The sequence below is a fragment of the Geodermatophilus sp. SYSU D01180 genome, assembly GCF_054050415.1.
Map to the genome: position 1 here is coordinate 12,639 of NZ_JBJGZH010000012.1, position 25,702 is coordinate 38,340.

Genomic DNA, 25,702 nt, shown 5'->3' on the forward strand with positions numbered 1-25,702 from the left:
CCCCGCTGCTGAGGGGGCGCACGTCCGGGGCGGCTACCCGCGCCACGCCGGGGTCACTCCGACGCGCTGGCCGTGTCCCCCTGCGCCTGCTCGCTGCTGGACGGGCCGATCCACACCGTCTTGGCGTTCGTGAACTCGTACATGCCGAGCTCGGTGAGCTCGCGGCCGTAGCCGCTCTGCTTGACCCCGCCGAAGGGCAGCTCGGGGTAGCTGGTGACCATCCCGTTGACGAACGCCATGCCGCTCTCGACGTCGCGGATGAAGGTGGCCCGCTCCTGCTCGTCCTCGCTCCACAGGTTGGCGCCGAGGCCGTAGGGGTGGCTGTTGGCGATCTCGATGGCCTCCTCGAGGCCGTCGACGGTCCACAGCGCGGCCACCGGGCCGAAGACCTCCTCGGCGTAGAGGTCCATCTCCGGCGTGATGCCGGTGAGCAGCGTCGGCTCGTAGAACCAGCCGGGGCGGTCGGGGCGGTTCCCGCCGACGACGACGGTCGCGCCCTTGTCGACCGCGTCCTGCACGTACCGCTCGACGTCCTCGCGGCCGGACTCGGTGGCCAGCGGGCCGACCTGGGTGCCGTCCTCCATCGGGTCGCCGACGACGAGGGCGGCCATCTTCTCGCCGAACAGCTTCGTGAACTCCTCGGCGACGTCGGCGTGCACGAAGAACCGCTTGGCCGCGATGCAGCTCTGCCCGTTGTTCTGGCAGCGCGCGGTGACCGCCACCTCGGCGGCGCGGTCGAGGTCGGCCGAGGGCATGACGATGAACGGGTCGCTGCCGCCGAGCTCGAGCACGGTCTTCTTGAGGGCGTCCCCGGCGATCGAGGCCACCGACTGCCCGGCGGGGGCACTGCCGGTGAGGGTGGCGGCGGCGACCCGGTCGTCGCGCAGCACCCGCTCGATGGTCGAGGAGCCGATGAGCAGGGTCTGGAAGACGTCGGCGGGGAAGCCGGCCTTGCGGAACAGCTCCTCCATGTACAGCGCGGTCTGCGGCACGTTGCTGGCGTGCTTGAGCAGCCCGACGTTGCCGGCCATGAGCGCCGGGGCGGCGAAGCGCATCGCCTGCCAGAGCGGGAAGTTCCACGGCATGATCGCCAGCACGACGCCGATCGGCTGGTGCACCAGGTAGGCCTGCTCGGCCCCGACGGCGCCGGCGTCGGCGGGCTTCGGCTCGAGCATCGCCGGGCCGTGCTCGGCGTAGTACCGCAGCGCCTTGGCGCACTTGGCCGCCTCGGCCCTGGCCGCGGCCAGCGTCTTGCCCATCTCGGTGACCATGAGCTCGGCGACCTGGTCGGCGTCGCCGTCGAGGACGTCGGCGGCCGCGCGCAGCCAGCCCGCCCGCTCCTCGGGGCGGGTCAGCCGGTAGCTGCGGAAGGCGGCCGCGGCGCGGCCGATCTTCTCGTCGAGGGCCTCGTCCGACAGCGGCTCGTAGGTCTTGAGCGTCTCGCCGGTGGCCGGGTTGATGGTGGCGATGGCCATGTCGGTCCCTCCCTCGTCGGCGCGCGGGGCTGCACGCCGTCCCGGGGAGAGCCCCTACCCGTCCCCGGCCCGCTCACGCTCACCCGACCGGGAGCCCGGCCAGCCCGGCGACCAGGCCGAGCACCGCGCACACGCCGAGCGTGCGCAGCACCGACCACCGGACGCGGAACAGCAGCACCGCCGCCACGACGGCGATCGCCAGCGGCACCCACCGCAGCGTCGTGAGGTCGGGCAGCTCGAGCGCCAGCGGCCCGGCGTCGACCTCGTGCGTGCCGGAGAACAGCGTGTGGACGGCGAAGTAGACGCCCAGGTTCGCGATGACCCCCACGACGGCGGCGGTGATGCCGGTGAGCGCCGCGGACAGCGACCGGTTGCCGCGCAGCCGCTCCATGTAGGGGGCGCCGAGCAGCACGAACAGGAAGCTCGGCACGAAGGTCACCCAGGTGACCAGCAGCGAGGCGACGACGGCGGCCACCCACGGGTCCAGGTCGCCGGACGCCCGGTACGCGCCGAGGAACGCGACGAACTGGACCACCATGATCAGCGGCCCGGGGGTGGTCTCGGCCAGCGCCAGCCCGCGCACCATCTCGCGCGGGGTCAGCCAGCCGTAGACCTCGACCGCCTGCTGGGCGACGTAGGCCAGGACCGCGTAGGCGCCGCCGAAGGTCACCACCGCGGCGCCGGAGAAGAACAGGCCCTGCTGGGTGAGGACGCTGCCCCCGCCGGTCAGGACGGCGACCGCCGCGACCGGCAGCCCCCAGACGAGCAGCCCGGCCAGCAGCACCCGCACGGTGCGCCGCGCGCTGGGCGCCTCGTGGTGCAGGACGTCGTCGGAGACGACCGGCGGGGGGCCGGCGTCGGGTCCCTCGGCCGCCTGCTTCCGCGGCAGCGCCGACGGCCGCCAGCGGCCGAGGGCCCAGCCGGCGACGCCCGCGAGGGCGACGACGACCGGGAACGGCACGCCGAACAGCGCGAGCGCGAGGAACGCCACGACCGCCAGGACGACGAGGGCGCGGCTGTCGAGCGCCTTCTTCCCGACGCGGATCACCGCCTGGACGACGATCGCCAGAACCGCGGCGGCCAGCCCGGTGAAGACGGCGGTGATCGCCGTGGTGTCCCCGAAGGCGACGTAGACCGCCGAGAGCGCCACCAGCGCGAGCACGCCGGGCAGCACGAACAGGCCACCGGCGACCAGGCCGCCGCGGGTGCCGTGCAGCAGCCACCCGACGTAGGTGGCCAGCTGCTGGGCCTCGGGCCCGGGCAGCAGGGTGCAGTAGTTGAGGGCGTGCAGGAACCGGCGCTGGCCGATCCACCGGCGCTCGTCGACCAGCTCGCGCTGCATGACCGCGATCTGGCCGGCGGGGCCGCCGAAGGTCTGCAGCGAGACCAGGAACCAGGCACGCACCGCCTCGCGGAAGGACGGGTAGCGCGCAGCGGGGGCCACCGTCGGCCCGGCGGGGGTCGGCTCGGTCATCGCGGGCTCCGTCGGGTCAGGCCGGTTCACGGCCGAGCAGCAGGCGGCGGCGGGTGTACTCGTAGAGGCCGTCGAAGAGCGGGCCGGAGACGGCGAGGGTGCGCTCGTCGTCGCCGGTCATCGACAGCCCGCGCAGCAGGACGTCGAGGCCGGGCGCCTCGGGGGCGTCGAAGCGGCCGTCGTCCAGGTCAGCCTCGTGCACGATCTCGCCGATCCGCTCGAGCACGGGGTCGTCGAGCCCGTGGACGCGCAGGATCGTCTCGAAGGAGCAGTCGCCGCCGACGTGGCCCAGCGCGACGCCGCGCATGTCGAACGGGGTGGCGTCGGGCGGGACGTCGGCGGGGTCGGCGACGAAGACGAACTCGGCGCCCGGGTCGACGAACCGGCGGATCAGCCAGGCGCAGGCGGCCCGGTCGACGTGGATCCCGGCACGGGTCGCCCACCTCACGAGCGAACCCCCCGCCCGGCCGCGACCGGCTCGCCGGCCGCGGCCGCCAGGGCGCGCAGCGCCGCGCCGGCCGCGTCCCGTTCGGGCGGGGGGAAGAAGTCCCGCCTCCCGACGGCCCGCCACTCCCCCCGCAGCCGCCGCAGCGCGCGGGTGCGCTCGACCGGCGGTTCCCCGATCGCCGCGGTGCACTGGGCGGCCAGCTCGCGGTACTCCTCCGCCCGGGCGGCGGCCATGCCGGCCGCCAGCTCGCGCTCCTGAGCAGCGGTCGCCGGGTGCGCGGTCCAGATGCCGGCGCTGCCACCGGCGGCCAGGACGTCGTCGGCGAGCCACTCGAGCGCCTCCCGCGTGCGGGCGTCGGCCGGCAGCGCCACCACGCCGTCGGCCAGCTGGGCGACGCCGAGCCGGCGCAGCCGCCGCCACAGCGTCGTCCGCGGGCCCGAGGGCTCCCGCGGCAGGCGGTAGGACAGCAGCACCCACTCGCCGGCCCCCGTCACGGGACCGATGCAACCACGGTTGCACTCCCACGTCCAGCGTCAGGCGGCGGGGGCGCGCAGCGGCGCCGGGGTGGTGATCTCGGTGCCTTCGGGCCGGTAGGTGCGCCATCGGCCGTCGGGTCGTCGCTCGACGCGGAAGCCGTGGTGGAGGTTGGTGCGGTGCCGCTCGCACAGCAGCGCCGAGTTCTCGAGGCTGGCGTCGCCGCCGTCGATCCAGTGCACGAGGTGGTGCACGTCGGCCCACCAGGTCGGGGCGCCGCAGCCGGCGAACACGCACCCAGCGTCGCGGAGTTCGACGGCGCGGCGCAGGTGGCGGTCGGCCAGCCGCCGCTCCCGGCCCAGGCCCAGCGGTGTCCCGTCGGGGCCGAACACCACCCGGGAGATCGTGCCGTCGCAGGCCAGCCAGCGGGGCCCGGGCGGCGGAGATGGTCACCCCCGAGCCCAGCGTGGCGGTGTCGCGGCCGGTGTCCGGATCGGCCAGGTCAGCGAGGTCGATCCGCGCCACCACGTGCGGCTTGTGCCCGCGCAGCGTCGGCAGGGTCCCGGCGGCGAGGACGTTGTCGCACAACTGCACCAGGGCGTCGCCGAGCCGCTGGGCGCGGGTGCGCGCGTCCGCGGCGGGCCGGTCGGCCTGCGCGAACGCCTCCAGCGCGGTCTCGAGCTCCTCCCCGCCGACGGCACCCAGCGCGCCGGAGAAGGTGCGGGACCCGTCGGCGTGCCGGACCACCGTCAGCGCGGCGCTCGGTGGGGTCGGGTTCACGCCCGTCGGGGTCCAGGCACTCCAGGTGGTGGTGCACCACCTGGACCAGGTCCCGGTGTTCCTGCTCGACGGCGACCTGGGTGAACACCGCATCGATCAGCGCCAGGGCCACGCCCTGCTCGAGCGCCGAGGCCAGCCGCTCGGGGGTCACGGCGCGGGCGGGGACCGCGACCTGCTCGGCCGACACCAGACCGGCGGCGTGCGCCTCGGCCAGCGCCGGCAGGTGCTCCAGCGCGCGGCCGTTGCGTACCAGTCGCGACGCCTCGGTGGTCGACAGCCGGCAGTGCCCGCGCAGCCAGGAGGCCATCGACTTCTGCCCGTCCCGCTCGGGCGCCTGCTCGAGCTCGGCAGCCCGGACGAGGCGGGCCAGTAGGGCGTCGATCCGGTTGCGCTCGGCGACCAGCGCGGCGACGTCGTCGAGGAGGTCCTCACTGCCCAGCTCACCCGAACACATGATCGAAGTCGAGCGGTCCCGGCGACCTCGCGTAGCACGGATCTCCAGGTCAGACGCCTGTCCACGGACCTGGGGCATCCCTTGACGACACTGTGCCGATGAGTCCGCACCCCCTCCGGGGTCCCCCCTGCATGACCCTCGTCATCGGCGACATCACCGTCTCCCTCGACGGCTTCGTCAGCGGCTCCGGCGACGGCGTCGAGGCCCTCCACGCCTGGGCACTGCAGAGCGACTCCCCCGTCGACCGCGACGTCCTGGAGCGGCACGCGGCCGCGAGCGGCGCCGTCGTCATGGGCCGGCGCACCTTCGACGACGTCGACCAGGGGTGGACCGACGGGATGGGCTACGGCGCCGCCGTCGACGCCCGGCCGCCGTTCTTCGTCGTCACCAGCAACCCGCCGGAGCAGCACCGGCTCGCGGCGACCCACGACTTCACCTTCGTGACCGACGGCCCGGCAGCCGCGGTGGAGCAGGCGAAGCGAGCCGCCGGCGACCGCGACGTCTTCGTCATGGGCGGCGGCGCGCTGGTCGGCTCCTGCCTGCGCGACGGGCTGCTGGACGAGCTGCGCCTGCACCTGGCTCCCGAGGTGCTCGGCGCCGGCACCCCGCTGTTCACCGGTGCTGGCCCGCACCGGCTGGAGCAGGTCGCCGTCGAGGTGTCGCCGGTGTGCACGCACCTGACCTACCGCGTGCGCCGCTGACCTCAGGGGCGGCGGGAGCGGAAGTCCCCGCGGCCGGTGTCGCTGCGCCAGTCGTCGAAGGACTCGCCGGTGAGCTCCTCGAGCAGCGCGACGTCGGGCAGCAGCGGCGCCAGGACCTCGCGCCGCACCTCCACCGGCATCGGCGGTCGCGGCGCCCGCTCCGCGTGCAGCGCGGCGAGCAGCGGCCGTGACACCTGGCGCCACACCTGCGGCGGGGCGTACGCGCCGAGCGCCGCCCCTGCGCGGGCGACCCGCGCCAGCGCCCGGTAGCGGGCGGAGTCGGCGACGAACGGCTTCACGTTCTCCGGCGCCACCGTGTGCGCGACCCCCTGCTCGACGCCGAGGAAGGCGCTGACCCGGTCCAGCGTCTCGCGCGGGGAGTCGACCAGCTGCCGGTAGCGCAGCAGGAGCACCTGCTCGCGGGGCAGGACGGAGTACAGGTCGCGCAACTGCTCGCCGTAGCGGCCGAGCCCGCGGTAGTGCCAGAACGGCGCCCAGCCGGCGGCGACCCGGGACTCCTCGCGCTCGACGGCGGTGGCGAAGTCGGCCTCGGGCTCCAGCCCGTCGGCGCGCAGGTGCACCCAGTTCGACCAGGCGCGGTCCACCGGGTCCCGCACGATCGCGATGACGCGGACCCCCGGGACGTCGGCGACCAGCCGGCGGTGCGCGGCGCGGTCGTACAGGTAGAACGGCGTGCTCTCGCCGCGGACCGTGCCGGGCGGGGCGCCGTCGAACAGTCGCAGGTAGTCGGCGCGGCGCCAGACCCACTCGCGGGCGCTGTGCGCGTCGCCCGGTCCGCGCTGGCCGCTGCGCGCGGGCGGGCCGCCGTCGGTCAGGTAGTACTTCGGCTCCTTGACCGGGGACAGGTACAGCCCCGGGTGGGTGGCCAGCGCGGCGTGCAGCGCCGTCGTCCCGGCCTTCGGCGCCCCGGCCAGCACGAACTGCGGCAGCCGGTCGGCGTCGGTGCTCATCGGTCCCCTCCCTGCCCGCGGCGGCCGGCGGTGTACACACGGGGAGGCCTGTCCCCTCCCCCGAACGGAGCCGCCGCGTGACCGCGTCCGCGCCCCGCCCGCCGGCGCCCGACCGCTTCTGGTCCGACGCCGAGGTCGTCGTCGAGCCCGAGGACCCGCGCCCGGGCTCGTGGGCCGGCGGCCCGTCGGCGCAGCTCGTCGACGGCACGTGGTGGCTGGCCTACCGGCTGCGCCGCCCGGTCGGCGAGGGCCGCGGCTTCGGCAACGTGGTGGCCCGCTCCGACGACGGCGTGCGCTTCGAGCCGGTGGTCGCGATCGGCAAGGAGCGCTTCGGCGCCGAGTCGCTGGAGCGCCCGGCACTGGTGCACACCCCCGACGGCAGCTGGCGGCTCTACGTCAGCTGCGCGACGCCGGGCACGAAGCACTGGCGGGTGGACCTGCTGGAGGCGGACACCGTCGAGGGTCTGGCCACCGCGCAGCCGCGCACGGTGCTGCCCGGCGACGCCGCCACGGCGCCCAAGGACCCGGTGGTCCGCTGGGACGGCGACCGGTGGCACCTGTGGGCCTCGGTGCACCCGCTCGACGACGCCGACGCCACCGACCGCATGACCACCGAGCACGCCACCAGCCCCGACGGCGTCGCGTGGACCTGGCGCGGCACCGCGCTGGCCGGCACCGAGGGCAGCTGGGACGCCCGCGGCGTGCGGTTCACCGCGGTGGTGCTCGACGGCTCGCGCAGCTGGGCGCTCTACGACGGCCGGGCCACCGCGGCGGAGAACTGGGAGGAGCGGACCGGCCTCGCCGAGCACGACGGCGAGCTCGGCTTCCGCGCCGCCGCGGGCGGGCCGTACCTGCAGAGCCCGCACGCGCCGCACGGGCTGCGCTACGCCGACGTCGTCGCGCTGCCCGGCGGCGGGGCGCGGTGGTTCTACGAGGCCACCCGCGCCGACGGCGCCCACGAGCTGCGCACCGTCGTCCTGCCCGCCTGACCGGTCCGGCCGCGTCCTCGACACGCCGCAATCCCTACCAGACCGATGGACTTGACAGGATTTGGCGGGCAGGGTCGGATGGTCGGCGTGGCACCCGCCCTGACGCTCACCCGCCGGTCCGCCGTGGACCTGCTGCGGGTGGCCAGCGCGCTGTGTCCGGCCGCCTGAGCGCCCGACCGCCCCTCGCCACCCTCCGCGCCGCCCGCACCGGGCCCCGGCGCGCCCTGCTCAGGAGAGCCCCGTGACCCCCCTGCTGTCCCCTGCCGACCTCCCCGCGCGCACCTCCACCGCCCGCACCACCTCCGCCGCCGCCCTGGCCGCCGCGCTGCTCGCCGTCGCCGACGAGTGGCTGCCCCGCGTCGAGCATCGCGAGGGCAGCCGCTGGACCGGCCTGCTGCCGGCCGACGACGCCGCCGGCCTGGTCGACCCCTCCCTGCACGCCGACCTCGCCGACGCCCAGGTGTGGCTGCTGACCTGGCTGCCCGGCCAGAGCACCCCGCTGCACGACCACGGGGGCTCGGCCGGCGCGTTCGCCGTCGTCGGCGGGGTGCTCACCGAGGACGTCGTCGGCGGGCGCCCCGGCGCCGTGCGCGAGGCGGCCACCGAGCTGTGGGCCGGCCGGGTGCGGCCGTTCGGCCCCCACCACGTGCACCGGGTGACCAACCGGGGGACCGTGCCCGCCGTGAGCGTGCACGCGTACACCCCCGGCCTGTCCCTGATGAACAGCTACCGCCTCGAGGGCGGCACCCTGCTGCGCACCGGCACCGAGAAGGCGGGCGTCGACTGGTGACCGGCCGTCCCCCCGGCGCCAGGAGCGTCGACCAGCTGCTGGAGGAGGCGCGCTCGCGGATCACGCGGGTGACGCCGGAGGAGGCCGCGCGCCGGGTCGCCGACGGCGCGGTGCTCGTCGACATCCGCCCGCAGTCGCAGCGCGAGGCCGACGGCGAGGTGCCCGGCGCGCTCGTCGTCGAGCGCAACCACCTGGAGTGGCGGTTCGACCCGGAGAGCGACGCGCGGGTGCCGCAGGCAACCGGCTACGACGTCGACGTCGTCGTGCTGTGCCAGGAGGGCTACACCTCCAGCCTGGCCGCCGACGCGCTGCGCTCGCTCGGCCTGGCGCGGGCGAGCGACGTGATCGGCGGGCACCGCGCGTGGGTGGCCGCCGGGCTGCCCACCACCGGCGGGACCGCCTCCTAGACCGGTCCGGGGACGGCGGCGCGCGACGGAGGCCGCCGCCGTCCCCGGACCACCGCGGTCGGGTCCCGCTCACGGGACCGCGACGCCGGGGTCCCCGTCCGCCACGCCGGTGAGCACGCGGAAGGTCCGCTCCGCCATGAGGTCGCCGCCGAGGTCCCGCTCCGCCCGCGCCCGGGCCCGCGCGCCGAGGTCGGCCCGCCGGGCGGGGTCGGTGAGCAGGTCGCGCAGCGCCGCGGCCAGCGCGCCGGCGTCCTCGACCGGCACGACGACGACGTCCTCCCGCAGCGCCCGCCGCACCCGGCCGACGTCGGTGCTCACGCACGGCAGCCCCTCGGCCATCGCCTCCAGCAGCACCAGCGGTCCCGCCTCCACCCGCGAGGACACCACGAACAGGTCCAGGCCGGCGAGGAAGGCGCGGGAGTCGGCCACCCAGCCCGGGAAGGTGACCGGCAGGCCCTCGGCCGCGGCGCGCAGGGCCTCGCCGTCGCGGCCGGCGCCGCCGATCACCGCCTCGAACGGCACGTCGAGCCGGCGCAGCGCGGAGAGCAGGACGTCGAAGCCCTTCTGCGCGGTCAGCCGGCCGAACGCGCCGATCCGCGGCACCGCGTTGCCGGCCGGGCCGGCGGGGTCGGGCGGCACGTCGACGCCGTTGGGCACGACGTGCGCCCGCGCCGGGTCGACGCCGAGGTCGGCCACCACCTGCAGGCGGCCCTCCTCCGAGGGGCTGATCACCGCGCCCATCCGCCGGTAGAGGGCGGACAGCACGGCCCGCTCCTCCCCGCCGCGGGTGTCGCCGACCAGGTGCAGCACCCCGGCGGTGGGCGCCACCTGCTGCGCGGCGGCCACCGCGGCGAGGTTGGACGCGGGGTCGACGAGGTTGACCACCACGACGTGGGGGCGCTGGGCGGCCAGCGCCGCCCGGGTGCGCGGCGCCGCGGCGGTGTGCCGGGTCAGCGGGACGACGGTGCGCTCGACGTCGAGGTGCGCGAAGCCGTCCGCCACCGGCTCGGCGCACACCAACGACGCGGTCCAGCCGTGGTCCGCCGCGCGGCGCAGGTGGTGCGTCAGCCACACCTCCGCCCCGCCCCAGCCACTCGAGTCCGCGACGAACGAGACCCTCACGAGGCGGCCAGCTCGAGCGCCGCACCGGCCACCGCGGACGGCGAGACGGTGGCCGCGCAGCGGAACTCGATCGGGCAGGCCAGGTGCGGGCACGGCGCGCACGCCACCGCCGGGGTCAGCGCGCGGTGCCGCGGGCCGGGGTGCGCCCACCGGACCGGGTCGCCGGGCAGGAAGACCGTGACGCTGCGGGCGCCGACCGCCGCGGCCAGGTGCGCGGAGCCGGTGTCGTTGCCGACCAGCACCGCGCTGTCGCGCAGCAGCGCGGCCAGCCCGCCGAGGCTGGTGGCGCCGGTGAGGTCGACCGCGGGGGCGCGCATCGCCGCGACCACCCGGGCGGAGATCTCCCGCTCGCCGGCCACCCCCGTGACGACGACGTCGAGCCCCTCGGCGGCCAGCGCGTCGCCGACGGCGGCGTACCGCTCGACCGGCCAGCGCCGGGTGGGCGCCGACGCCCCCGGGTGCAGGACGGCGTACCGGCCCGGCTCCAGCCCCGCGGCCGCGAGCGTGGCGGCGTGCTCGGCCTCGTCGTCGGCGGTGACCGGGAAGCCCATGCGGGCGTCGCCGCCGGGCGGCAGGCTCAGGTGCTCCAGCAGCGCGACGTGCCGCGCGGCCTCGTGCAGGTGCAGCGGGTAGCGCAGGTGCAGCGCCTCGGTACCCGGCGGCGGGTCCCAGCCGGTGGGCGCGAAGCCACCGGTGAGCCGGGCGCCCAGGGCGGCGGTCACCCGGTTGGCGGCCGGCCGGTCGCCGTAGGCCTGCAGCGCGAGGTCGAACCGGCGCTCCCGCGCCGCGGCGGTGAACGTGGCCCACCCGGCGCGGTCGACCGGGCCGTCGGGGACGCCGTCCGCGCCGGGGAAGGGCAGCAGCGCCACGGGGACGCCGAGGCGCTCGACCACCGGCGCCATGCGGCCGAAGGTCACCAGCGTGACCTCGACATCGGGCCGGGCGGCACGCAGCCGGCGCAGCGCGGGGACGGTGCACAGCAGGTCGCCCAGGCCCACCCGCAGCCGGACCAGGGCCAGGCGTCGGACGGCGGGGTCGGCGAGGGGCGCGGTCACCAGCGCCCACTGCCCCGCCGCACCGGCCGCGTAACACAACTCCATGACGCCCAACCGACGGGTGTCGCCGCTTCGTGGTGCACTACATGCTCGCCCGCCCGCCTGTTCGCCCGCCGACGCCGGAGGTCCCCTGCGTGTCCCGTCCCGCTGCCGCCCTGCACGTGCTGCGCCTGTGCAGCGTGTTCGAACCGCCGGCGGCCCGGCCGGCCACGACGCCGGGGGCGCTGCCCGGGGAGCTGGACGCCCGCGCGGCGCGGTTCGACCCGATCGGCGGGATGCAGAACCACACGGCCACGCTCACCCGCTGCCTCGACGCCGCCGGCGTGCGGCAGACGGTGGTGACCGCGCGGCTGGCCGGCCCGCGCGGGACGACGTCGCTGGGCCGCGGCGCCCGGGTGTCCCGCACCGGGCTGCCGGTGCCCCGGCTCCGGCAGCTGTGGGCGCTGTCCGGGCTGCCGGCGGTGCTGCGCGCCGGCCGCCGGGCGCCGGTCGACGTGGTGCACGCCCACCAGGGCGAGGACCTCGCCACGCTGCCGCTGGCCCGGCTGGCCGCGCGGGTGCACCGCGCCCCGCTGGTGGTCACCGTGCACTGCAGCGTCGGGCACACGCTGACCGGCCGGGGGCCGAGGGTGCGGCTGCTGCGGGCGCTCGGCGGCTGGATCGAGCGCAGCACCCTCCGCCGCGCCGACGCCGTCGTCGTCCTCACCGGGCGGACCGCGGCGGCCCTGCGCGCGGACGGCGTGCCGGCCGACCGGCTGTCCACCATCCCCTCCGGCTTCGACCCGGCGTTGTTCTCCGGCGGCACCCCCGACGTGTTCCCCGGGGTGGCGCGGCCGCGGATCGGCTACGTCGGCCGGCTCGCGCCGCAGAAGGACCCGGCCACGTTGGTGCGCGCGTTCGGGCGGATGCGGGAGGAGGCGTCGCTGGTCGTCGTCGGCGACGGGCCGGACCGGGCGCTGGTGCACCGGCTGGCCGCCGAGAGCCCCGCGGCCGGGCGGATCATGCTCGCCGGCTTCGTCGAGCACGCCCGCGTGCCCGCGGTGCTGGCCTCCCTCGACGTGCTCGTGCTGCCCTCGGCCTACGAGGAGATGGGCTCGGTGCTCACCGAGGCGATGGCCGCGGGCCTGCCGGTCGTCGCCAGTGACGTCGGCGGGATCCCCGAGGTGGTGCAGGACGGGCGCACCGGGCTGCTCGTGCCGCCCGGTGACGCCGGCGCGCTGGCCGCCGCGCTGGACCGGGTGGCCGGCGACGACCTGCTGCGCGCCCGGCTGGCCGCCGGCGCCCGCGCCCGCTCGGCCGAGTACGGGTGGCCGGCGCTGTCGGGGCGGGTGGCCGCCGTCTACGACCGGGTGCTGGGCGTCGACTCCGACCTCGAGCCCGCCGCGTGACCCCGCGGGTCGCCGTCCTGGTCCCGGTGCACGACCAGGCGGCGTTCCTGCCCCGGGCGCTGGAGTCGCTGCTCGCCCAGGAGGAGGCGGCGTGGGAGGCGGTGGTCGTCGACGACGGGTCCCGCGAGCCGGTCGCCGTCCCCGCCGACCCCCGGCTGCGGCTGGTGCGCACCGACCACAACCGCGGCCTGGGCGCGGCGCTCAACCGGGCGCTGGACGAGACCACCGCCCCGGTCGTCGCCTACCTGCCCGCCGACGACGTCTGGTTCCCCGCGCACCTCGCCACGCTGCTCGCCGCCCTGGCCGACGACGGCGTGGTGCTGGCCCGCGCCGACCTCGACGAGCCGGCCGATCCCCCCTACGCGCAGCTGGTGCAGGTGGCCCACCGGCGCACCGGTGACCGCTGGACCGAGCGCGCCGAGCTGGAGACCGACGACCTCGACCGGCTGATGTGGTCGCGGGTGGCCGCCCGCGGGACGACGACCGGCACCGGCCGGGCCACCTGCGCGTGGACGCGGCACCCGGGCCAGCGGTCGCGGGCGATCCGCGAGTCGTCCGACGGCGGCCTCAACGTGTTCCGCAGCCGCTACCGGGTGGCCGGGCCGCTGCGGTTCGCCTCCACCGACGGCGGGGGGACCGACGAGGTCGCCCGGTACGCCCGGTTCCGGGAGCGGGGGTACCCGCCGTCGCCGGACGGGCTGCGGGTCCTCGTGGTCGGCGAGCTCGCGTTCAACCCCGAGCGGGTACTGGCGCTGGCCGAGCGCGGCCACTCCCTCACCGGCCTGTGGACCGCCGACGGCCTCGGCGACTCCACCGTCGGGCCGCTGCCGTTCGGCTCCGTCCCCGACCTCGACCGCGACCGCTGGCGGGAGGAGGTCCGCGCGCTCGCCCCCGACGTCGTGTGGGCGCAGCTCAACTGGCGGGCGGTGCCGTTCGCGCACGCCGTGCAGCAGGCGTTCCCCGGCCTGCCGTTCGTGTGGCACTTCAAGGAGGCGCCGCAGCGCAGCGTCGTGCGCGGGGAGTGGCCGCTGCTGGCCGACCTCGTCTGCGGCGCCGACGCCTGCCTGTTCGCCACCGAGGAGGAGCGCGACTGGTTCGCCCTCGCGCTGTCCGGCCGGGTCGACCCGGCACGGCTCGGCGTCCTCGACGGCGACCTGCCCAAGCGCGACTGGCTCGACGCGCCGTTCTCGCCGCGGTTCTCGGACGCCGACGGGCAGCCGCACGCCGCCCTCGCCGGCCGGCCCTCCGGGCTGGACCTGGACTGGGTGCTGGCGCTGGCCGACCGCGGCGTGCACACCCACCTGTACGGGCAGGTCCGGGCGCCGGGGGCGAAGGGGTCGTGGACCGGCTGGCTGGACGAGGCGCTGGCCCGCGCACCGGGGTTCGTGCACGTGCACCCCGCCGTCGGGCCGGAGGACTGGGTGCGCGAGCTGTCCCGCCACGACGCCGGGTGGCTGCACCGCTTCGACTCGGCCAACGGCGGCGACCTGCGCCGGGCCGGCTGGGACGACCTCAACTCCCCCGCCCGGCTGCCGGTGTACCTGGCCGCGGGGCTGCCGCTGCTCCAGCAGGCCAACCCCGGCTCGCTGGTCTCGGTGGAGCGGGTGCTGCGCGCTGACGGGACGGGGCTGTTCTACCGCTCCGCCGACGACGTCGCCGCGGCCCTGCACGCCGAGCTCGGGACGCGGGCGGGGCACGCCGCCGCCCTGGCCGCGCGGGAGCGGCACGTCTTCGACGCGCACGCCGACCGCCTGGTCGACCTCTTCCGCTCGATCGCCCGCTGAAGGACCCCCGTGCCCCCCACCGCTCGCAGGCTCGCGGCGGGCCCTGCACGGGGGCCGCGCGCGGACGGCGGAACCGTCGGACCCCGCTCCTACCGTCGGCGCCGTGACGGGTGAGCTGCGCTGGGCGGTCACCGACGGGCCGGACGGCACCGCGGCCGTCGAGCTGCCCCGCGACGACGACGAGGCGTGGCGCCTCGGGCAGCAGGCCCGCGGCGGCTTCTGGTGCGCGCGCGAGGCCGGCGGCTGCGGCGGCCGGCTCGAGGTCGCGCACGGGCCGCGGCCCGCGTTCGCGCACGTGGGGTCCGCGGCGTGCGCGTTCGCCCGGCGCGGTGCGGCGGCCGGCCCCGCCTACGACGCGTTGCGCTACCGCCGTCCGCTCACCGCGTGGCTCACCGGCCTGGGGCACGAGGCCCGGATGGTGCGGGCGCCCGACCCGGGCGGCCACCCCGGCCTGCACGTCGCCGTCCCCGGCGCGGGCGTCCTCGAGGTCCAGCTCGCCCCGCTCGCCGACGACGCCTGGCGGGAGCGGGACGACGTGCTGCGGCGCACGAGCGGGCGGGTCACCTGGCTGCACGGCCCCGACGCCGAGGTGTCCGCGGCCGCCGAGGCGCGCGTGCGCGGCGCCGCCCTGGTGGTGCGCCGGCACGACCGCGGCCTGATGGTCGGCGTCAGGGACACCGGCGCGGCGGTCCGCTGGGTGCGGCTGGCCGCCTGCCGGCTGACCGCCGACGGGCTCGACGTCCCCGGCCTCGCCGAGGCCCGCGCCCGGCACGCCCGGCGCACCGCCGAGCGGGAGGCGGCCGCCCGGCGGGCGGGCCGGGCCGCGCGCGGCGCGGAGCGGCCCGGCTTCGAGCAGCTGACCTTCCCCGTCGCGGAGCGGGAGGCACCGGGCCGGGAGGTGGCGGTCTAGGACGCCTCGGCGCGCGGCGGCTCCTCCGGCTCCCGGTCGGACCGGACGCGGCCCGGCAGGCGCAGCACCGGCAGGTGCAGGTGCGGCAGGTGCCGCGGCAGCGGGACGTGCGGGTGCGGCAGCCGGTCCACCAGGGCGGCAGGCAGCCGCACGTGCGGCAGGTGCAGGGAACCGCGGCGCGGCTCCTCGGGCGACTGCGGCCGCGCCCGGCCGAGGGCCGCCGTCCAGGCGCTGCGCGCCGCCGCGGCCCGCGCCCGCGCCGCGGCCTGGGCCGCGCGGTGGTCCCGCTCCCAGCGGGCGGTGTTGCTCCGTGCCATCGCGGTGACCAGCGCGGTCAGCACGACGAACCCGACGACGCTGACGACAGCCCAGCCCATGGCGGCCCTCCCCTGGACCGCGCCGCACAGCCCGGGAGCCCGGCGTCCGCGGCGGTGACCGCAGGATCCCGCCGCCCCGGTTCCGCGACAAGTCGGTCCGCGCGCCCCGCCGCGCGACGCGCCGGCACGCGCCTCCCGGCGCCCGGCGGGAGCACCCGGTCCGGGTCGCCGCCTGCGCCGACGACCACGGCCACCCGCCCGGCGGGGCACGCCCGGTTCGGCCGGGTGACGCGGGGTAACCCCGCCGCGGGTCGAGCCGCGGCCCCGCAGCCCCGGCTCCCCGGAGGTCCCGCCGACGTGCCCGACACGCCCACCCCCGAGCTGCAGACCATGCCGCCCGGCCTGTACGACCTGGTCACCTACTCGATCGCCGGCGCGGGCCTCGCCCTGGTCGCCTACCTCCTCTACTCGTGGACGAGCCGGGACGAGGTCGGCGCCCGCTACCGGCCCGCCGTGCTCGCCGGCCTGTGCGTCGCGGGCGTCGCGGCGCTGTCGTACCTGGTGCTGTACCTGAAGTGGGACACCGGCTTCACGCTGACCGACGCCGGGTACGTGCCGAACGCCGAGGCGCGCGCGACGCTGTACCCGCGCTACGCCGACTGGTCGGTGACCGTGCCGCTGCTGACCGCGGAGCTGCTGGCCGTCTGCTCGCTCACCGGGGCCCGGGCACGCAACCTGCGGTTCACCACGACGGCCGCGGCCTTCCTCATGATCCTCACCGGCTTCCTGGGCAGCCAGGTGCTGGCGCAGGGCCGCGACGTCGGCGCGCTGGTGCTGTGGGGCTGCGTCAGCACCGTCTTCTACGCCTACCTGTACGTCGCGCTGATCGGCGCCGTCCGCTCCTCGACGGCGTCGATGAGCGTCGAGGCCGGGACCAGCCTGCGCAACGCGGCGATCGTGCTGCTGGCCGGCTTCGGGGTGTACCCGCTGGTCTACGCGGTGCCGGTGTTCGTCGACGTCACGCCCGCCTGGTTCACCGGCATGCAGGTGGCCTACTCCGCCGCCGACGTGCTGGCCAAGGTCGGCTTCGGGGTGCTCGTGCACAAGGTGGCCAAGCTGCGCACCGCCGAGGACGTCGCCGCCGGCGTCGACACCCACCCCCAGTCGGTGTGGGTGAGCAACGTGCACCAGAGCGAGGCCGTGCTGCCGCGCACGCAGACCGAGCACCGCACCACCCGCTTCGAGGACAACGCCGTCGACGACGCCCCGGTGTTCGCCACGCACCCGGCCTACCCGCACGAGCACCACGAGGTCGAGCACCTGCCCGGGCGGGACCCCGGCAGCCGGGTCTCCGCCGGCCGGTACGTGGCCGCCTGGACGGCCGACCGGACCTGAGCGTGCCGTCGCCCGCCGGTCCGGTCGCCGCCCCCGCGCGGGCCGCGACCGCCGTCTCGCTGACGGCGGTGGCGGCGGTGGTGGCCGTCGAGGTCGCCGTCGGCTGGGGCGACCTGGCCTGGCTGCCGCTGGTGGCCGGCCTCCTGCTGGGCCTGCCGCACGGGGCGGCCGACCACCTGGGGACCGGCGGGCGGCTGAAGCGGCCGACGCTGGTCGCCCTCGGCTACGCCGCCGTGGCCGCCGCCGGGTGGCTGCTGTTCCGGGCGGCGCCGGGGCCGGCGCTGGTCGTCTTCGTGCTCGTGTCGACCTGGCACTTCGGCACCGGGGAGACCGCCTTCGCCGACCTGCGGGCGGGACGCCCGGTGCAGCGGCAGGCGACGGCGTCGGTCGTGCTGGGCGCGCTGGTCCTGCTCGTCCCCCTGGCACGCGGGGCGGACGCGGCCGCGCCGGTCGTGGCCGCGGTCGTGCCCGGGAGCAGCGGCGTCCTGCCGACCGCCCTCGTCGTGACGGTGCTGGTCACGGTGCTCCCGGCAGCCGCCGCGCTGGGCGCCGAGCGGCTGCTGGCCGGCCGGTGGCTGGAGGCCGCCGAGGTGGCGGTCCTGCTGGTGCTCGTGCTCGTCGTCCCGCCGTTCGCGGCCTTCGGCGTGTGGTTCGGCTGCTGGCACGCCGTCCGCCACGTGGCCCGCCTCGTCGCCGCGGACCCGGCGAACGCGGACGACCTGGCCCGCGGGCGGCTGCGCGGGCCGCTGCGCCGGTTCGCCGCAGCCGCGGCGCTGCCGACCCTCGCGGTGCTCGCGGTCCTGGCGCTGCTGTGGCCGGCCGCGGGAGGCTGGCGCGGGTCCCTGGCCACCGCCCTGCCGGTCCTGGCGGCGCTCACGCTCCCGCACGCGCTCGTCGTCGCCCGGCTCGACCGGACGGCGCGCCGGGACCCGCCGCCCGGGACGGCGCCCGCCGCCCCGGCCCGACCCGGGGAACGGAGACCGACGTGACCGTCGCCGCGCAGATGCTCGACACCTACCCGGCCGACCTCGGCGGCATCGACCGCGAGCGGCTCGCCGCCTGCATCGAGGCGTGCGTGGAGTGCGCGCAGGCGTGCACCGCGTGCGCCGACGCCTGCCTGTCCGAGGAGATGGTCGCCGACCTGCGGAAGTGCATCCGAACGAACCTGGACTGCGCCGACGTCTGCGCGGCGACCGGGCGGGTGCTGTCCCGGCACACCGGCTACGACGCGAACCTCACCCGCACCGTCCTCGAGGCGTGCGCCGCCGCCTGCCGCGCCTGCGGCGACGAGTGCGCGTCCCACGCGGAGATGCACGAGCACTGCCGCGTCTGCGCCGAGTCCTGCCGGCGGTGCGAGCAGGCCTGCCGCGACCTGGTGGCCACCCTCGGCTGACCGGACCGCGGGCGCATGGCAGCGTGTGTGCCCGTGGTGAACGTCCTCTCGATCCAGTCGCACGTCGCCTACGGCCACGTCGGCAACTCCTCGGCGGTCTTCCCGCTGCAGCGCCTCGGCGTCGAGGTCTGGCCGGTCCACACCGTCCAGTTCTCCAACCACACCGGCTACGGCGCGTGGACCGGCCGGGTGTTCGACGGCCAGGCCATCGAGGAGGTCGTCGACGGCATCGCCGACCGCGGCGTGCTCGGCACCGCCGACGCCGTCCTGTCCGGCTACCTCGGGTCGGCCGACATCGGCCACGCCGTGGTCGGCACGGTCGGGCGGGTGCGCGCGGCCAACCCCGACGCCGTCTACGCCTGCGACCCGGTCATCGGCGACGTCGGCCGCGGCGTGTTCGTGCGGCCGGGCATCGAGGAGTTCATGCGCGAGGTCGCCGTCCCCGCGGCCGACGTCGTCACGCCCAACCACTACGAGCTCGACCTGCTGGCGCGGACGACGACCCGCACCCTCGCCGAGGTGCAGGACGCCGTGGCCGCCGTGCAGGGGCTGGGCCCGCGGGTGGTGCTGACGACGTCGCTGGTCGCCGACGACACCCCCGACGACGCCGTCGACCTGCTCGCCTCCGAGGGCGGGCGGCACTTCCGCGTGCGCACGCCGCGGCTGTCGGTGTCGGTCAACGGCGCCGGCGACGCGATCGCGGCGCTGTTCCTCGCGCACTGGCTCGACACCCGCTCGGCCGGCGAGGCGCTCGGCCGGGCCGCGGCCAGCGTCTGGGGGCTGCTGCGGCGCACCGAGGAGGCCGGCTCGCGGGAGATCCTGCTGGTCGCCGCCCAGGACGAGTTCGTGTCCCCGTCGCGCACCTTCCCCGTCGACGAGGTCTGACGGCGGACCACCTGTCCCCTCACCCAGCGGGCCGGCGCGCACCGACCTAGCGTCCCCCCGTGGACCTGTTCCGGACGAAGTCGGTGGAGGCCGTCCGCGCGGACGCCGGGGACGACGAGGGGGCGCCCGACCGCGGCGGGCACCTGCGCAAGCGGCTGTCCGCCCGGCACCTGGTCGGGTTCGGCATCGGCATCGTCATCGGCACCGGGATCTTCACCCTCACCGGCGTGACGGCGAAGAACAGTGCCGGCCCGGCGGTGGTGCTCTCCTTCGCCATCGCGGGCGTGGTCGCCCTGCTCGCGGCGGTCTGCTACGCCGAGTTGGCCTCGGCCGTGCCGACGGCGGGCAGCGCGTACACCTACACCTACGCCACGGTCGGCGAGGTCGTCGCGTGGATCATCGGCTGGGACCTGTTCCTCGAGTTCGCCCTCGGGGCGGCCGTGGTCGCCCGCGGCTGGTCGGGCTACGTCGGCAACCTGCTGGACCTGCCGCCGTCGGTGTTCGGCGAGACCTCCACGGTGAACGTGGGCGCCGCGTTCATCGTCGTCGTGCTGACGCTGGTGGCGGTGCTGGGCATCCGCGAGTCGGCGCGGGTCACCGGCGTGCTCGTCGTCGTCAAGGTCGCCGTCTGCCTGTTCGTGATCCTGGCCGGGGTCTGGTTCGTCCGCGGCGCCAACCTCACCCCGTTCGTGCCGCCGTCGGAGCCGGCCGAGAGCGGCAGCGGGCTGGCCCGGCCGCTCATCGAGGTCCTCGCCGGCCTGGAGCCGGTCGCGTTCGGCGTCGGCGGGGTGCTCACCGCGGCGGCGGTCGTCTTCTTCGCCTACACCGGCTTCGAGGCGGTGGCCAACCTGTCGGAGGAGACCCGGCGCCCGGCGCGGGACGTGCCGCTCGGCCTGCTCGGCACCCTGGGGGTGGCCACCGCGCTCTACGTCGGCGTCGCCTTCGTCGTCGTCGGGATGGTCGAGTACACCGACATCGACGAGGGCGCGCCGATCGCCGACGCGTTCGACCAGGTGGGGCTGGGCTGGGCGTCGTCGCTGGTGTCGATCGCCGCGGTGGCCGGGCTGACCTCGGTGATCCTGGTCGACCTGATCACCATCGGCCGGATCGGGTTCGCCATGGGCCGCGACGGGCTGCTGCCGCCGGCGGTGGCCCGGGTCAGCCCGCGCACCGGCGTCCCGGCGCGGGTCACGCTGCTGTTCGCCGTCCTGGTGCTGGTGCTGGCGACGTTCGTGCCGCTCGGGACGCTGGCCGACCTGGTGAGCATCGGGACGCTGTTCGCCTTCCTGCTGGTGGCGGTCGCGGTGCCGGTGCTGCGCCGCACCCGCCCGCGGCTCGAGCGGCCCTTCCGGGTGCCGTTCTCCCCCGTGCTCCCGGCCGTCGCCGCGCTGGCCTGCCTCTACCTGATGCTCAACCTGAGCATCGAGACGTGGCTGCGGTTCCTGGCCTGGCTCGCGCTCGGGATGCTGGTGTACGCCGCCTACGGCTACCGGCACTCCCGGGTGCGCGCGGCCGCCCGGGAGCGGGCCGCGCAGCGGACCTGAGAGCCGGTCACCGTGCCCGACACCGCTGCGGGGCGGGTCCCGGGCGAGGACCATGGGCCCATGACCGCAGACGACGCCGCGCGCCAGGCGGCCGAGCGCGCGGAGGCCGCCGGCCGGCGCACCCGCGAGCTGGCCGAGCGGCTGGACCGCCTGAACGCGGGCCACCTGCCGTCCGAGGACGACGTCCGGGCGGCGCGGGAGGCGGCCGAGGACGCCGCCGCCCGCGCGGAGGCGGCCCACCGCCGCGCCGCCGCGCGGCACGAGCACTCCTCCCGGCTGCACGAGCACACGGCCCGGGTGCACGAGATCGCCGCCGAGCACGGGGTCGGGAACCCCGAGGAGCACCGGCGCCAGGCGGCCCGGCACCGCGACGAGGCGGAGGAGGACCGGCGGCTCGCGACCGAGGACGCCGCCGAGGCGCACGAGGAGGCGGCGACGTGACCGAGCCCGGGCGGCCGCCACCCCTGGGCGCGCAGCACGTCGTCGAGGACCTCGCCGACCTCGACGTCGTCCAGGAGGAGCTCCGGGTCGCCGAGGAGGAGCTGCGGGCCCAGCAGGAGGAGATCGCCCGGCTCGTGCACCGCTACGAGGACGAGCGCCGGTGGCACGAGCACGTCGCGGCGGTCCTGCCCGTCGGCCTGTTCGTCACCGACGGCGTGGGCAAGCTCGTCGAGGTCAACCCGGCGCTCGCCGCGGCCGTCGGCGTCTCGCTCCCCCGGCTGGCCGGCAAGCCCCTGACCGTCTACCTCGACCCGCACGACGTCTCCGCGTTCCGCTCCGCGCTGCGGGCGCTCGGCACGGGCCAGACGGCCGAGTACCGCGGGCCGGTCACGGTCCGCGGCCGCGACGGCGCGCCCGTCCCGGGACAGCTGTTCGGGGCGCCGGACGTGGTGGACCCGGACGCGCTGCGGGCGCGGATCCGCTGGGTGCTGGTGACCGAGAGCAGCGGCATCCCGCTCGGCACCCCGGAGGCGGCCGACGGGGAGCCTGCCGGCAGGGCCGCCGGCGACGACGGACCCGGCGCGAGCGCACCGGTCACCGTCGCCGAGGCGCTCACCCAGCTCACCCGGCTCACCGGCACCTCCGTGGACCGCCGGCAGCTGCTCGGCCGGATCGCGGCGCTCACCACGAGCGCCGTCCCGGCGGCGGACTGGGTCAGCGTCACCGTCGGCTCCCCCGCCTCACCGCGGTCGATCGGCAGCGACTCCACCGCCGCCCAGGACGCCGACGGGCGGCAGATGCGCGCGGAGGAGGGCCCGTGCTGGGACGCCGCCGCCCGGCGCGAGGTCGTCGTGACCGGCGACCTGCGCACCGACCCGCGCTGGCCGGCGCTGGCGCGGCTGGCCGCGGCCGGGCCGGTGCGCAGCGTCCTCGCGGTGCCGCTGGCGCTGTCGGGCGAGCCGGCCGGCGTGCTCAACGTCTACTCCCGCCACGCCGACGCGTTCGGCCTCGCCGACCGGCGGATCGCCGAGCTCGTGGCGGTCGCCGTCGCCGCCGTGCTGCAGGAGGTCGGCGAGCGGGAGGCGCTGCGCCGGCTCACGCTCAACCTGGAGCAGGCGCTGTCCACGCGGGCGGTCATCGACCAGGCCAAGGGCGTGCTCATGGGCCGCCTGGGCGTCGACGCCGACGACGCGTTCGCCCGGCTGGTCACCCTGAGCAACCGGCTCAACGTCAAGGTCCGCGACCTCGCCCAGCTGGTCGTGCAGGGCCACGCCGACGAGGTCATCGCCGCCGCCCACTGACCTCCGTCACGGGCTCACTCGGTGGGGTCCATGAGGACGACGGCGCCGCCGCGCTGGCCCGGGCCGGGGGCGAAGGCGCTGACGGTCACCCGGACCCGCACCGGCCGGCCGCGGCGGTTGACCGCGCCGAGCTCGACGGTCTCGTGCGCCGAGCCGTCCCCGGCCACCTGGCGGCGCAGCAGCGGGTGCAGGTCGGAGACCGGCAGCCCGATGTCCAGGTTGAGCAGGTACTGCCCGGCCACCTCGTCCTGCCGCATGCCCCACAGGTCCTCGGCCGCGGCGTTCCAAGCCAGCACCCGCAGGTCCTGGTCGACGACGACGACCCCGGCGCGGAAGCTGGAGAGGACCCCGGTCATGAACTGGTTGAGCGTGGCGACCTCGTCGGTGCTGGCGCGCAGCTCCTCGTTGGTCGTGTGGAGCTCGTCGTTCATCGACTGGAGCTCCTCGTTCATCGTCTCCAGTTCCTCGTTGGTCGACTGGAGCTCCTCGTTGGTGGTCTCCAGCTCCTCGACCGTGGACTGCAGCTCCTCGTTGGTGGTCTCCAGCTCCTCGTTGGTCGACTGCAGCTCCTCGTAGGCGGTCTCCAGCTGCCGGTTGGCGAACTCCAGCTCCCGCTGCAGCCGCCGGTAGTGGGTGACGTCCTCGAAGATGACCGTGCTGCCGAGCGGGGTGCCGTCCTCGCGGGACAGGGGCATCACCTGGACGTCGAAGACCAGGGCCTCGGCCCCGGCCTGGTGCCGCTCGACGCCGCGCAGCCACACCGTCCGGCGGCTGCCCACCGCCTCGGCGATGGCCCCGCGCAGCTCGACGGGCCGGTAGGAGACCTCCAGGTCCTGGAACGGCCGGCCCACGTCGCGCTCGTCGACCCGGAACAGCCGCTCGGCCTGGTGGTTGACCATCGCCAGCCGTCCCTCGGCGTCGAGGACGAGCTGGGCACCGGGCGAGGAGAGCATCGCCTGGCGGCGCAGCCGGGACAGGTCGCCGAGGCCGCTGTCGAGGTCGCCGCGCGGCACCGCCGGCACCACCCGGCGCTCGGGCGCCACCGCGCCGTCCCGCTTGCGGAAGAAGCGGCGGGTGAGGTCGACCGGCACGAACAGCTGGGTGTGCGAGAGCAGCATCTCGGCCTTGCCGAGGAACAGCAGCCCGTGCGGGGCGAGCGCGAAGTGCAGCCGCCCGAGGATGCGGTTCTGCGTCTCCGCGTTGAAGTACATGAGCGTGTTGCGGCACAGCAGCAGGTCCACGTGCGAGATGGGCGCGTCCTGCACGAGGTCGTTGCGGCCGAAGATGACCGAGCGGCGCAGGTCCTTGCGGAAGGCGAACCGGGTGCCCTCCTGGGTGAAGTACCGCTCCACCTGCTCGGGCGTCAGGCCCGCCATCTCGCGCTCGGTGAACAGCGCCTGGCGGGCCTGGGCGAGGGCCTCCTCGTCGACGTCGGTGGCGTAGATCTTCACCCGCTCGCGGAACTCGTCGACGCCGAGCGCCTCGGCCAGCAGGATCGCCAGGCTGTAGGCCTCCTGGCCCGACGCGGAGCCGGCGCTCCACACCCGGATGACCGGCCCGGCGGTGGCCAGCAGGTCCGGCAGCAGCCGGTCGCGCAGGTGGTCCCAGGCCGGGCGGTCGCGGAAGAAGCTCGTGACGTTGATGAGGATCGTGTTGAACAGCGGCGCGAACTCGTCGGGGTGGACCTCGAGGAAGTCCTCGTACTCGGCGACCGAGGCGATGCCGACCTCCGCCATGCGCCGGCGCACCCGGCGGACCAGGCTCGGCCGCTTGTAGCCGGTGAAGTCGAAGCCGCGTCGCTCGCGCAGGTAGACCAGCAGCGACTCGAAGTCGGGGTCCAGGCCCGCGGCGGCGTCGCTGAACGCGTCGGCCTCGGCGTCGTCGGCGTCCTCCAGCACGGCGTCGTCGGTCTCCGGGTCGTCCAGGGCCGGGGCGTCCGGGGCCGGGCCGTCCTGCGCGGCACCGGCCGGCGCGCGCCCGTCCAGCGCGGGGCTCCCCGGGTCCGCGGTGGCCGGCCGCCGGCCGGGCTCCTCGTCGGGCGCCCGGCCGTCGACGCCGCGCCGCTGGTCCTCCGCCACGGCTCAGGCCCCCGTCGCGCTGTCGGTGGGGTCGCCGAGCCTGTCGTCGACCTGGTCCGGGAGACCCTCGCCGTTGAGCGCACCGCGTTCGAGGAGCTCCCGCAGCAGCGAGGCGGCCCCGAGCGCCTCGTCGTGCCGGCGCCGGAAGGCGAGCGCGCTGTGCCGGTGTCCGCTGTCCTCCGCCCGCAGGCCCATGCGCAGGCTGAGCGCCGCCCGCTCCTCCAGGCCGCGCAGCGCCATCCACAGCGCGCCCTCCAGCGCCTGCGCCTGCTCGGCGGCCAGGGCCTCGGGCGACCAGGCGTGGCCGACGCGGCACCGGTACCGCTCCATCCCGCCCTCGCTGATCGAGAACAGCGCGCCGTGGCAGCTGGGGCAGCCGAAGCCCGACGGCGTCCCCGGCCGCGTGTCCTCGTCCATCGCCTCGCCGTCGAGTCGGGCCATCTCCGTCTCCGTCGTCATCAGGTGGGTGGGTGCGGGGGCGACGGCGTCGACCTCCTCGCGCACCAGCCGGTCCAGCAGCTTCGGCAGCTCGGCGAGCCCGGCGACGTGGTCGGCCCCACCGACATCCACCGCGTGCAGCGGCATGCTCGGGTACAGGGCCTCCTCCGGGTCCTGCGCGAGCGCCGCGCCGCCCCGGGTGCGGACGGCGATCGTGCCCGCGGTGCCGTCGTCGAGCGCGCCGGACAGGACGACCGAGACCACCCGGGGGCCGTGCGCGCGGGCGGCCGAGCGGAACAGGACGTCGACCGCCGGCCGGTGGCCGTTCTCCCGCGGCCCCCGCGAGAGCTGCACGTGGCCGTCGGCCACCATCAGGTGCCGGTCGGGCACGGCGACGACGACCGTGCCGGGCTCCAGCCGCATCCCGTCCCGGGCCGCGGACACCGGCAGCGCCGACACCCGCCCGAGGATGGCCGGCAGGGCGCTGCGGCCGGTGGAGGGCATGTGCAGCACCACCAGGACCGCGGCGGGCAGGTCCCGGGGGAGGCCGGCGAGCAGGTCGCGCAGCGCCTCGACACCGCCGGCCGAGGCGCCGATCACCACGAGGTCCCGGTGCATCCGGTACCGCCTCCTCCCGTGCTGGGCGCGCTCCCGGCTCACAGGGGCGTCACCGGAACGGTAGTTGCCT

The 25,702-nt window shown here is 76.9% G+C and carries 27 protein-coding genes; 15 read left to right on the top strand and 12 right to left on the bottom strand.

From position 1 onward, the window contains the following. Positions 1-53 precede the first annotated feature (53 nt). The 6 genes from ACI8AA_RS12710 to ACI8AA_RS12735 form a co-directional block, all read right to left on the bottom strand. Complete coding sequence (locus ACI8AA_RS12710; RefSeq protein ID WP_457044772.1) at positions 54-1,475, bottom strand: NADP-dependent succinic semialdehyde dehydrogenase; 1,422 nt, start codon at positions 1,473-1,475, stop codon at positions 54-56. 79 nt (positions 1,476-1,554) lie between these two features. After that, complete coding sequence (gene chrA, locus ACI8AA_RS12715; protein ID WP_457044773.1) at positions 1,555-2,949, bottom strand: chromate efflux transporter; 1,395 nt, start codon at positions 2,947-2,949, stop codon at positions 1,555-1,557. A gap of 16 nt (positions 2,950-2,965) precedes the next feature. Then, positions 2,966-3,397: a chromate resistance protein ChrB domain-containing protein gene (locus tag ACI8AA_RS12720; RefSeq protein WP_457044774.1), complete on the bottom strand. Its 432-nt coding sequence runs from the start codon at positions 3,395-3,397 to the stop codon at positions 2,966-2,968. Next, complete coding sequence (locus ACI8AA_RS12725; RefSeq protein WP_457044775.1) at positions 3,394-3,891, bottom strand: Chromate resistance protein ChrB; 498 nt, start codon at positions 3,889-3,891, stop codon at positions 3,394-3,396. The genes ACI8AA_RS12720 and ACI8AA_RS12725 overlap by 4 nt, the downstream gene beginning before the upstream one ends. 39 nt (positions 3,892-3,930) lie before the next feature. Further along, on the bottom strand, positions 3,931-4,266 hold the full coding sequence (locus ACI8AA_RS12730; RefSeq protein WP_457044776.1) for an HNH endonuclease signature motif containing protein: 336 nt from the start codon (positions 4,264-4,266) through the stop codon (positions 3,931-3,933). A 107-nt stretch (positions 4,267-4,373) separates the two neighbouring features. Further along, entirely contained in the window at positions 4,374-5,183 is an 810-nt protein-coding gene (locus ACI8AA_RS12735) for a DUF222 domain-containing protein (RefSeq protein WP_457044777.1), read from the bottom strand. 53 nt (positions 5,184-5,236) lie between these two features. Here ACI8AA_RS12735 and ACI8AA_RS12740 point away from each other — a divergent pair, with 53 nt between their 5' ends. Continuing rightward, the gene (locus tag ACI8AA_RS12740; RefSeq protein WP_457044778.1) at positions 5,237-5,806 is read left to right on the top strand and encodes a dihydrofolate reductase family protein; all 570 of its coding nucleotides are present in this window, start codon (positions 5,237-5,239) and stop codon (positions 5,804-5,806) included. A 2-nt stretch (positions 5,807-5,808) separates the two neighbouring features. Here ACI8AA_RS12740 and ACI8AA_RS12745 read toward each other — a convergent pair whose 3' ends face one another. Further along, on the bottom strand, positions 5,809-6,777 hold the full coding sequence (locus ACI8AA_RS12745) for a sulfotransferase family protein (protein WP_457044779.1): 969 nt from the start codon (positions 6,775-6,777) through the stop codon (positions 5,809-5,811). A gap of 77 nt (positions 6,778-6,854) precedes the next feature. On the opposite strand from ACI8AA_RS12745, the gene ACI8AA_RS12750 reads away from it, so the two are divergent. The 4 genes from ACI8AA_RS12750 (at position 6,855) to ACI8AA_RS12765 (ending at position 8,963) form a co-directional block, all read left to right on the top strand. Then, the gene (locus ACI8AA_RS12750; RefSeq protein ID WP_457044780.1) at positions 6,855-7,766 is read left to right on the top strand and encodes a hypothetical protein; all 912 of its coding nucleotides are present in this window, start codon (positions 6,855-6,857) and stop codon (positions 7,764-7,766) included. 78 nt (positions 7,767-7,844) lie between these two features. Beyond that, positions 7,845-7,934 (top strand): putative leader peptide, encoded by a 90-nt coding sequence (locus ACI8AA_RS12755; RefSeq protein ID WP_456927881.1) that lies wholly within the window; start codon positions 7,845-7,847, stop codon positions 7,932-7,934. Positions 7,935-8,007: 73 nt separating this feature from the next. Beyond that, complete coding sequence (locus ACI8AA_RS12760; RefSeq protein WP_457044781.1) at positions 8,008-8,556, top strand: cysteine dioxygenase; 549 nt, start codon at positions 8,008-8,010, stop codon at positions 8,554-8,556. Continuing rightward, the gene (locus ACI8AA_RS12765; protein WP_457044782.1) at positions 8,553-8,963 is read left to right on the top strand and encodes a rhodanese-like domain-containing protein; all 411 of its coding nucleotides are present in this window, start codon (positions 8,553-8,555) and stop codon (positions 8,961-8,963) included. The genes ACI8AA_RS12760 and ACI8AA_RS12765 overlap by 4 nt, the downstream gene beginning before the upstream one ends. Positions 8,964-9,032: 69 nt before the next feature. Here ACI8AA_RS12765 and ACI8AA_RS12770 read toward each other — a convergent pair whose 3' ends face one another. Together ACI8AA_RS12770 and ACI8AA_RS12775 are read right to left on the bottom strand one after the other, a co-directional pair. Further along, positions 9,033-10,085 carry a glycosyltransferase gene (locus ACI8AA_RS12770; RefSeq protein WP_457044783.1) on the bottom strand — a complete coding sequence of 351 codons (1,053 nt, stop codon included), beginning with the start codon at positions 10,083-10,085 and terminating at the stop codon, positions 9,033-9,035. After that, positions 10,082-11,185, bottom strand: coding sequence for a glycosyltransferase family 9 protein (locus ACI8AA_RS12775; protein WP_457044784.1), 1,104 nt, complete (start codon positions 11,183-11,185; stop codon positions 10,082-10,084). Before ACI8AA_RS12775 ends, ACI8AA_RS12770 begins: the two co-directional genes overlap by 4 nt. A gap of 89 nt (positions 11,186-11,274) precedes the next feature. Between ACI8AA_RS12775 and ACI8AA_RS12780 the strand changes: the two genes are divergently transcribed. From ACI8AA_RS12780 to ACI8AA_RS12790, 3 genes are all read left to right on the top strand, one after another. Continuing rightward, positions 11,275-12,528, top strand: a complete 1,254-nt coding sequence (locus ACI8AA_RS12780; protein WP_457044785.1) for a glycosyltransferase — start codon at positions 11,275-11,277, stop codon at positions 12,526-12,528. Beyond that, positions 12,525-14,312, top strand: a complete 1,788-nt coding sequence (locus tag ACI8AA_RS12785; RefSeq protein WP_457044786.1) for a glycosyltransferase family 2 protein — start codon at positions 12,525-12,527, stop codon at positions 14,310-14,312. Before ACI8AA_RS12780 ends, ACI8AA_RS12785 begins: the two co-directional genes overlap by 4 nt. 103 nt (positions 14,313-14,415) lie before the next feature. Then, positions 14,416-15,222 (top strand): hypothetical protein, encoded by an 807-nt coding sequence (locus ACI8AA_RS12790; RefSeq protein WP_457044787.1) that lies wholly within the window; start codon positions 14,416-14,418, stop codon positions 15,220-15,222. On the opposite strand, the gene ACI8AA_RS12795 is transcribed toward ACI8AA_RS12790, so the two are convergent. Next, a complete protein-coding gene (locus ACI8AA_RS12795; RefSeq protein ID WP_457044788.1) occupies positions 15,219-15,599 on the bottom strand; it encodes a hypothetical protein in 381 nt (126 codons plus the stop codon). The genes ACI8AA_RS12790 and ACI8AA_RS12795 overlap by 4 nt on opposite strands. Positions 15,600-15,896: 297 nt before the next feature. Between ACI8AA_RS12795 and ACI8AA_RS12800 the strand changes: the two genes are divergently transcribed. From ACI8AA_RS12800 to ACI8AA_RS12830, 7 genes are read left to right on the top strand one after another with little or no spacing between them, the layout of a single operon-like run. Continuing rightward, positions 15,897-16,934 (top strand): bacteriorhodopsin, encoded by a 1,038-nt coding sequence (locus ACI8AA_RS12800; protein ID WP_457044789.1) that lies wholly within the window; start codon positions 15,897-15,899, stop codon positions 16,932-16,934. A 2-nt stretch (positions 16,935-16,936) separates the two neighbouring features. Beyond that, complete coding sequence (locus tag ACI8AA_RS12805) at positions 16,937-17,923, top strand: beta-carotene 15,15'-dioxygenase, Brp/Blh family (protein ID WP_457044790.1); 987 nt, start codon at positions 16,937-16,939, stop codon at positions 17,921-17,923. Further along, the gene (locus ACI8AA_RS12810; RefSeq protein ID WP_457044791.1) at positions 17,920-18,327 is read left to right on the top strand and encodes a four-helix bundle copper-binding protein; all 408 of its coding nucleotides are present in this window, start codon (positions 17,920-17,922) and stop codon (positions 18,325-18,327) included. The genes ACI8AA_RS12805 and ACI8AA_RS12810 overlap by 4 nt, the downstream gene beginning before the upstream one ends. 33 nt (positions 18,328-18,360) lie before the next feature. Beyond that, positions 18,361-19,212, top strand: coding sequence for a pyridoxal kinase PdxY (pdxY, locus tag ACI8AA_RS12815; protein ID WP_457044792.1), 852 nt, complete (start codon positions 18,361-18,363; stop codon positions 19,210-19,212). 59 nt (positions 19,213-19,271) lie between these two features. Beyond that, positions 19,272-20,756, top strand: a complete 1,485-nt coding sequence (locus tag ACI8AA_RS12820) for an amino acid permease (protein ID WP_457044793.1) — start codon at positions 19,272-19,274, stop codon at positions 20,754-20,756. Positions 20,757-20,816: 60 nt separating this feature from the next. Beyond that, positions 20,817-21,197: a hypothetical protein gene (locus tag ACI8AA_RS12825; RefSeq protein WP_457044794.1), complete on the top strand. Its 381-nt coding sequence runs from the start codon at positions 20,817-20,819 to the stop codon at positions 21,195-21,197. Next, positions 21,194-22,498, top strand: a complete 1,305-nt coding sequence (locus ACI8AA_RS12830) for an ANTAR domain-containing protein (RefSeq protein WP_457044795.1) — start codon at positions 21,194-21,196, stop codon at positions 22,496-22,498. Before ACI8AA_RS12825 ends, ACI8AA_RS12830 begins: the two co-directional genes overlap by 4 nt. A 14-nt stretch (positions 22,499-22,512) precedes the next feature. Here ACI8AA_RS12830 and ACI8AA_RS12835 read toward each other — a convergent pair whose 3' ends face one another. Further along, positions 22,513-24,576 carry a CheR family methyltransferase gene (locus ACI8AA_RS12835; protein ID WP_457044796.1) on the bottom strand — a complete coding sequence of 688 codons (2,064 nt, stop codon included), beginning with the start codon at positions 24,574-24,576 and terminating at the stop codon, positions 22,513-22,515. A 3-nt stretch (positions 24,577-24,579) separates the two neighbouring features. Further along, positions 24,580-25,632, bottom strand: a complete 1,053-nt coding sequence (locus ACI8AA_RS12840) for a chemotaxis protein CheB (protein ID WP_457044797.1) — start codon at positions 25,630-25,632, stop codon at positions 24,580-24,582. Between the last annotated feature and the right edge of the window lie 70 nt (positions 25,633-25,702).

What these genes read in the sequence shown, in the direction of transcription:
- ACI8AA_RS12710 (WP_457044772.1), bottom strand. Translation starts at nt 1,475, where the DNA reads ATGGCCATCGCCACCATCAACCCGGCCACCGGCGAGACGCTCAAGACC.
- chrA (WP_457044773.1), bottom strand. Translation starts at nt 2,949, where the DNA reads ATGACCGAGCCGACCCCCGCCGGGCCGACGGTGGCCCCCGCTGCGCGC.
- ACI8AA_RS12735 (WP_457044777.1), bottom strand. Translation starts at nt 5,183, where the DNA reads ATGCCCCAGGTCCGTGGACAGGCGTCTGACCTGGAGATCCGTGCTACG.
- ACI8AA_RS12740 (WP_457044778.1), top strand. Translation starts at nt 5,237, where the DNA reads ATGACCCTCGTCATCGGCGACATCACCGTCTCCCTCGACGGCTTCGTC.
- ACI8AA_RS12745 (WP_457044779.1), bottom strand. Translation starts at nt 6,777, where the DNA reads ATGAGCACCGACGCCGACCGGCTGCCGCAGTTCGTGCTGGCCGGGGCG.
- ACI8AA_RS12755 (WP_456927881.1), top strand. Translation starts at nt 7,845, where the DNA reads ATGGTCGGCGTGGCACCCGCCCTGACGCTCACCCGCCGGTCCGCCGTG.
- ACI8AA_RS12775 (WP_457044784.1), bottom strand. Translation starts at nt 11,185, where the DNA reads ATGGAGTTGTGTTACGCGGCCGGTGCGGCGGGGCAGTGGGCGCTGGTG.
- ACI8AA_RS12795 (WP_457044788.1), bottom strand. Translation starts at nt 15,599, where the DNA reads ATGGGCTGGGCTGTCGTCAGCGTCGTCGGGTTCGTCGTGCTGACCGCG.
- ACI8AA_RS12825 (WP_457044794.1), top strand. Translation starts at nt 20,817, where the DNA reads ATGACCGCAGACGACGCCGCGCGCCAGGCGGCCGAGCGCGCGGAGGCC.
- ACI8AA_RS12840 (WP_457044797.1), bottom strand. Translation starts at nt 25,632, where the DNA reads ATGCACCGGGACCTCGTGGTGATCGGCGCCTCGGCCGGCGGTGTCGAG.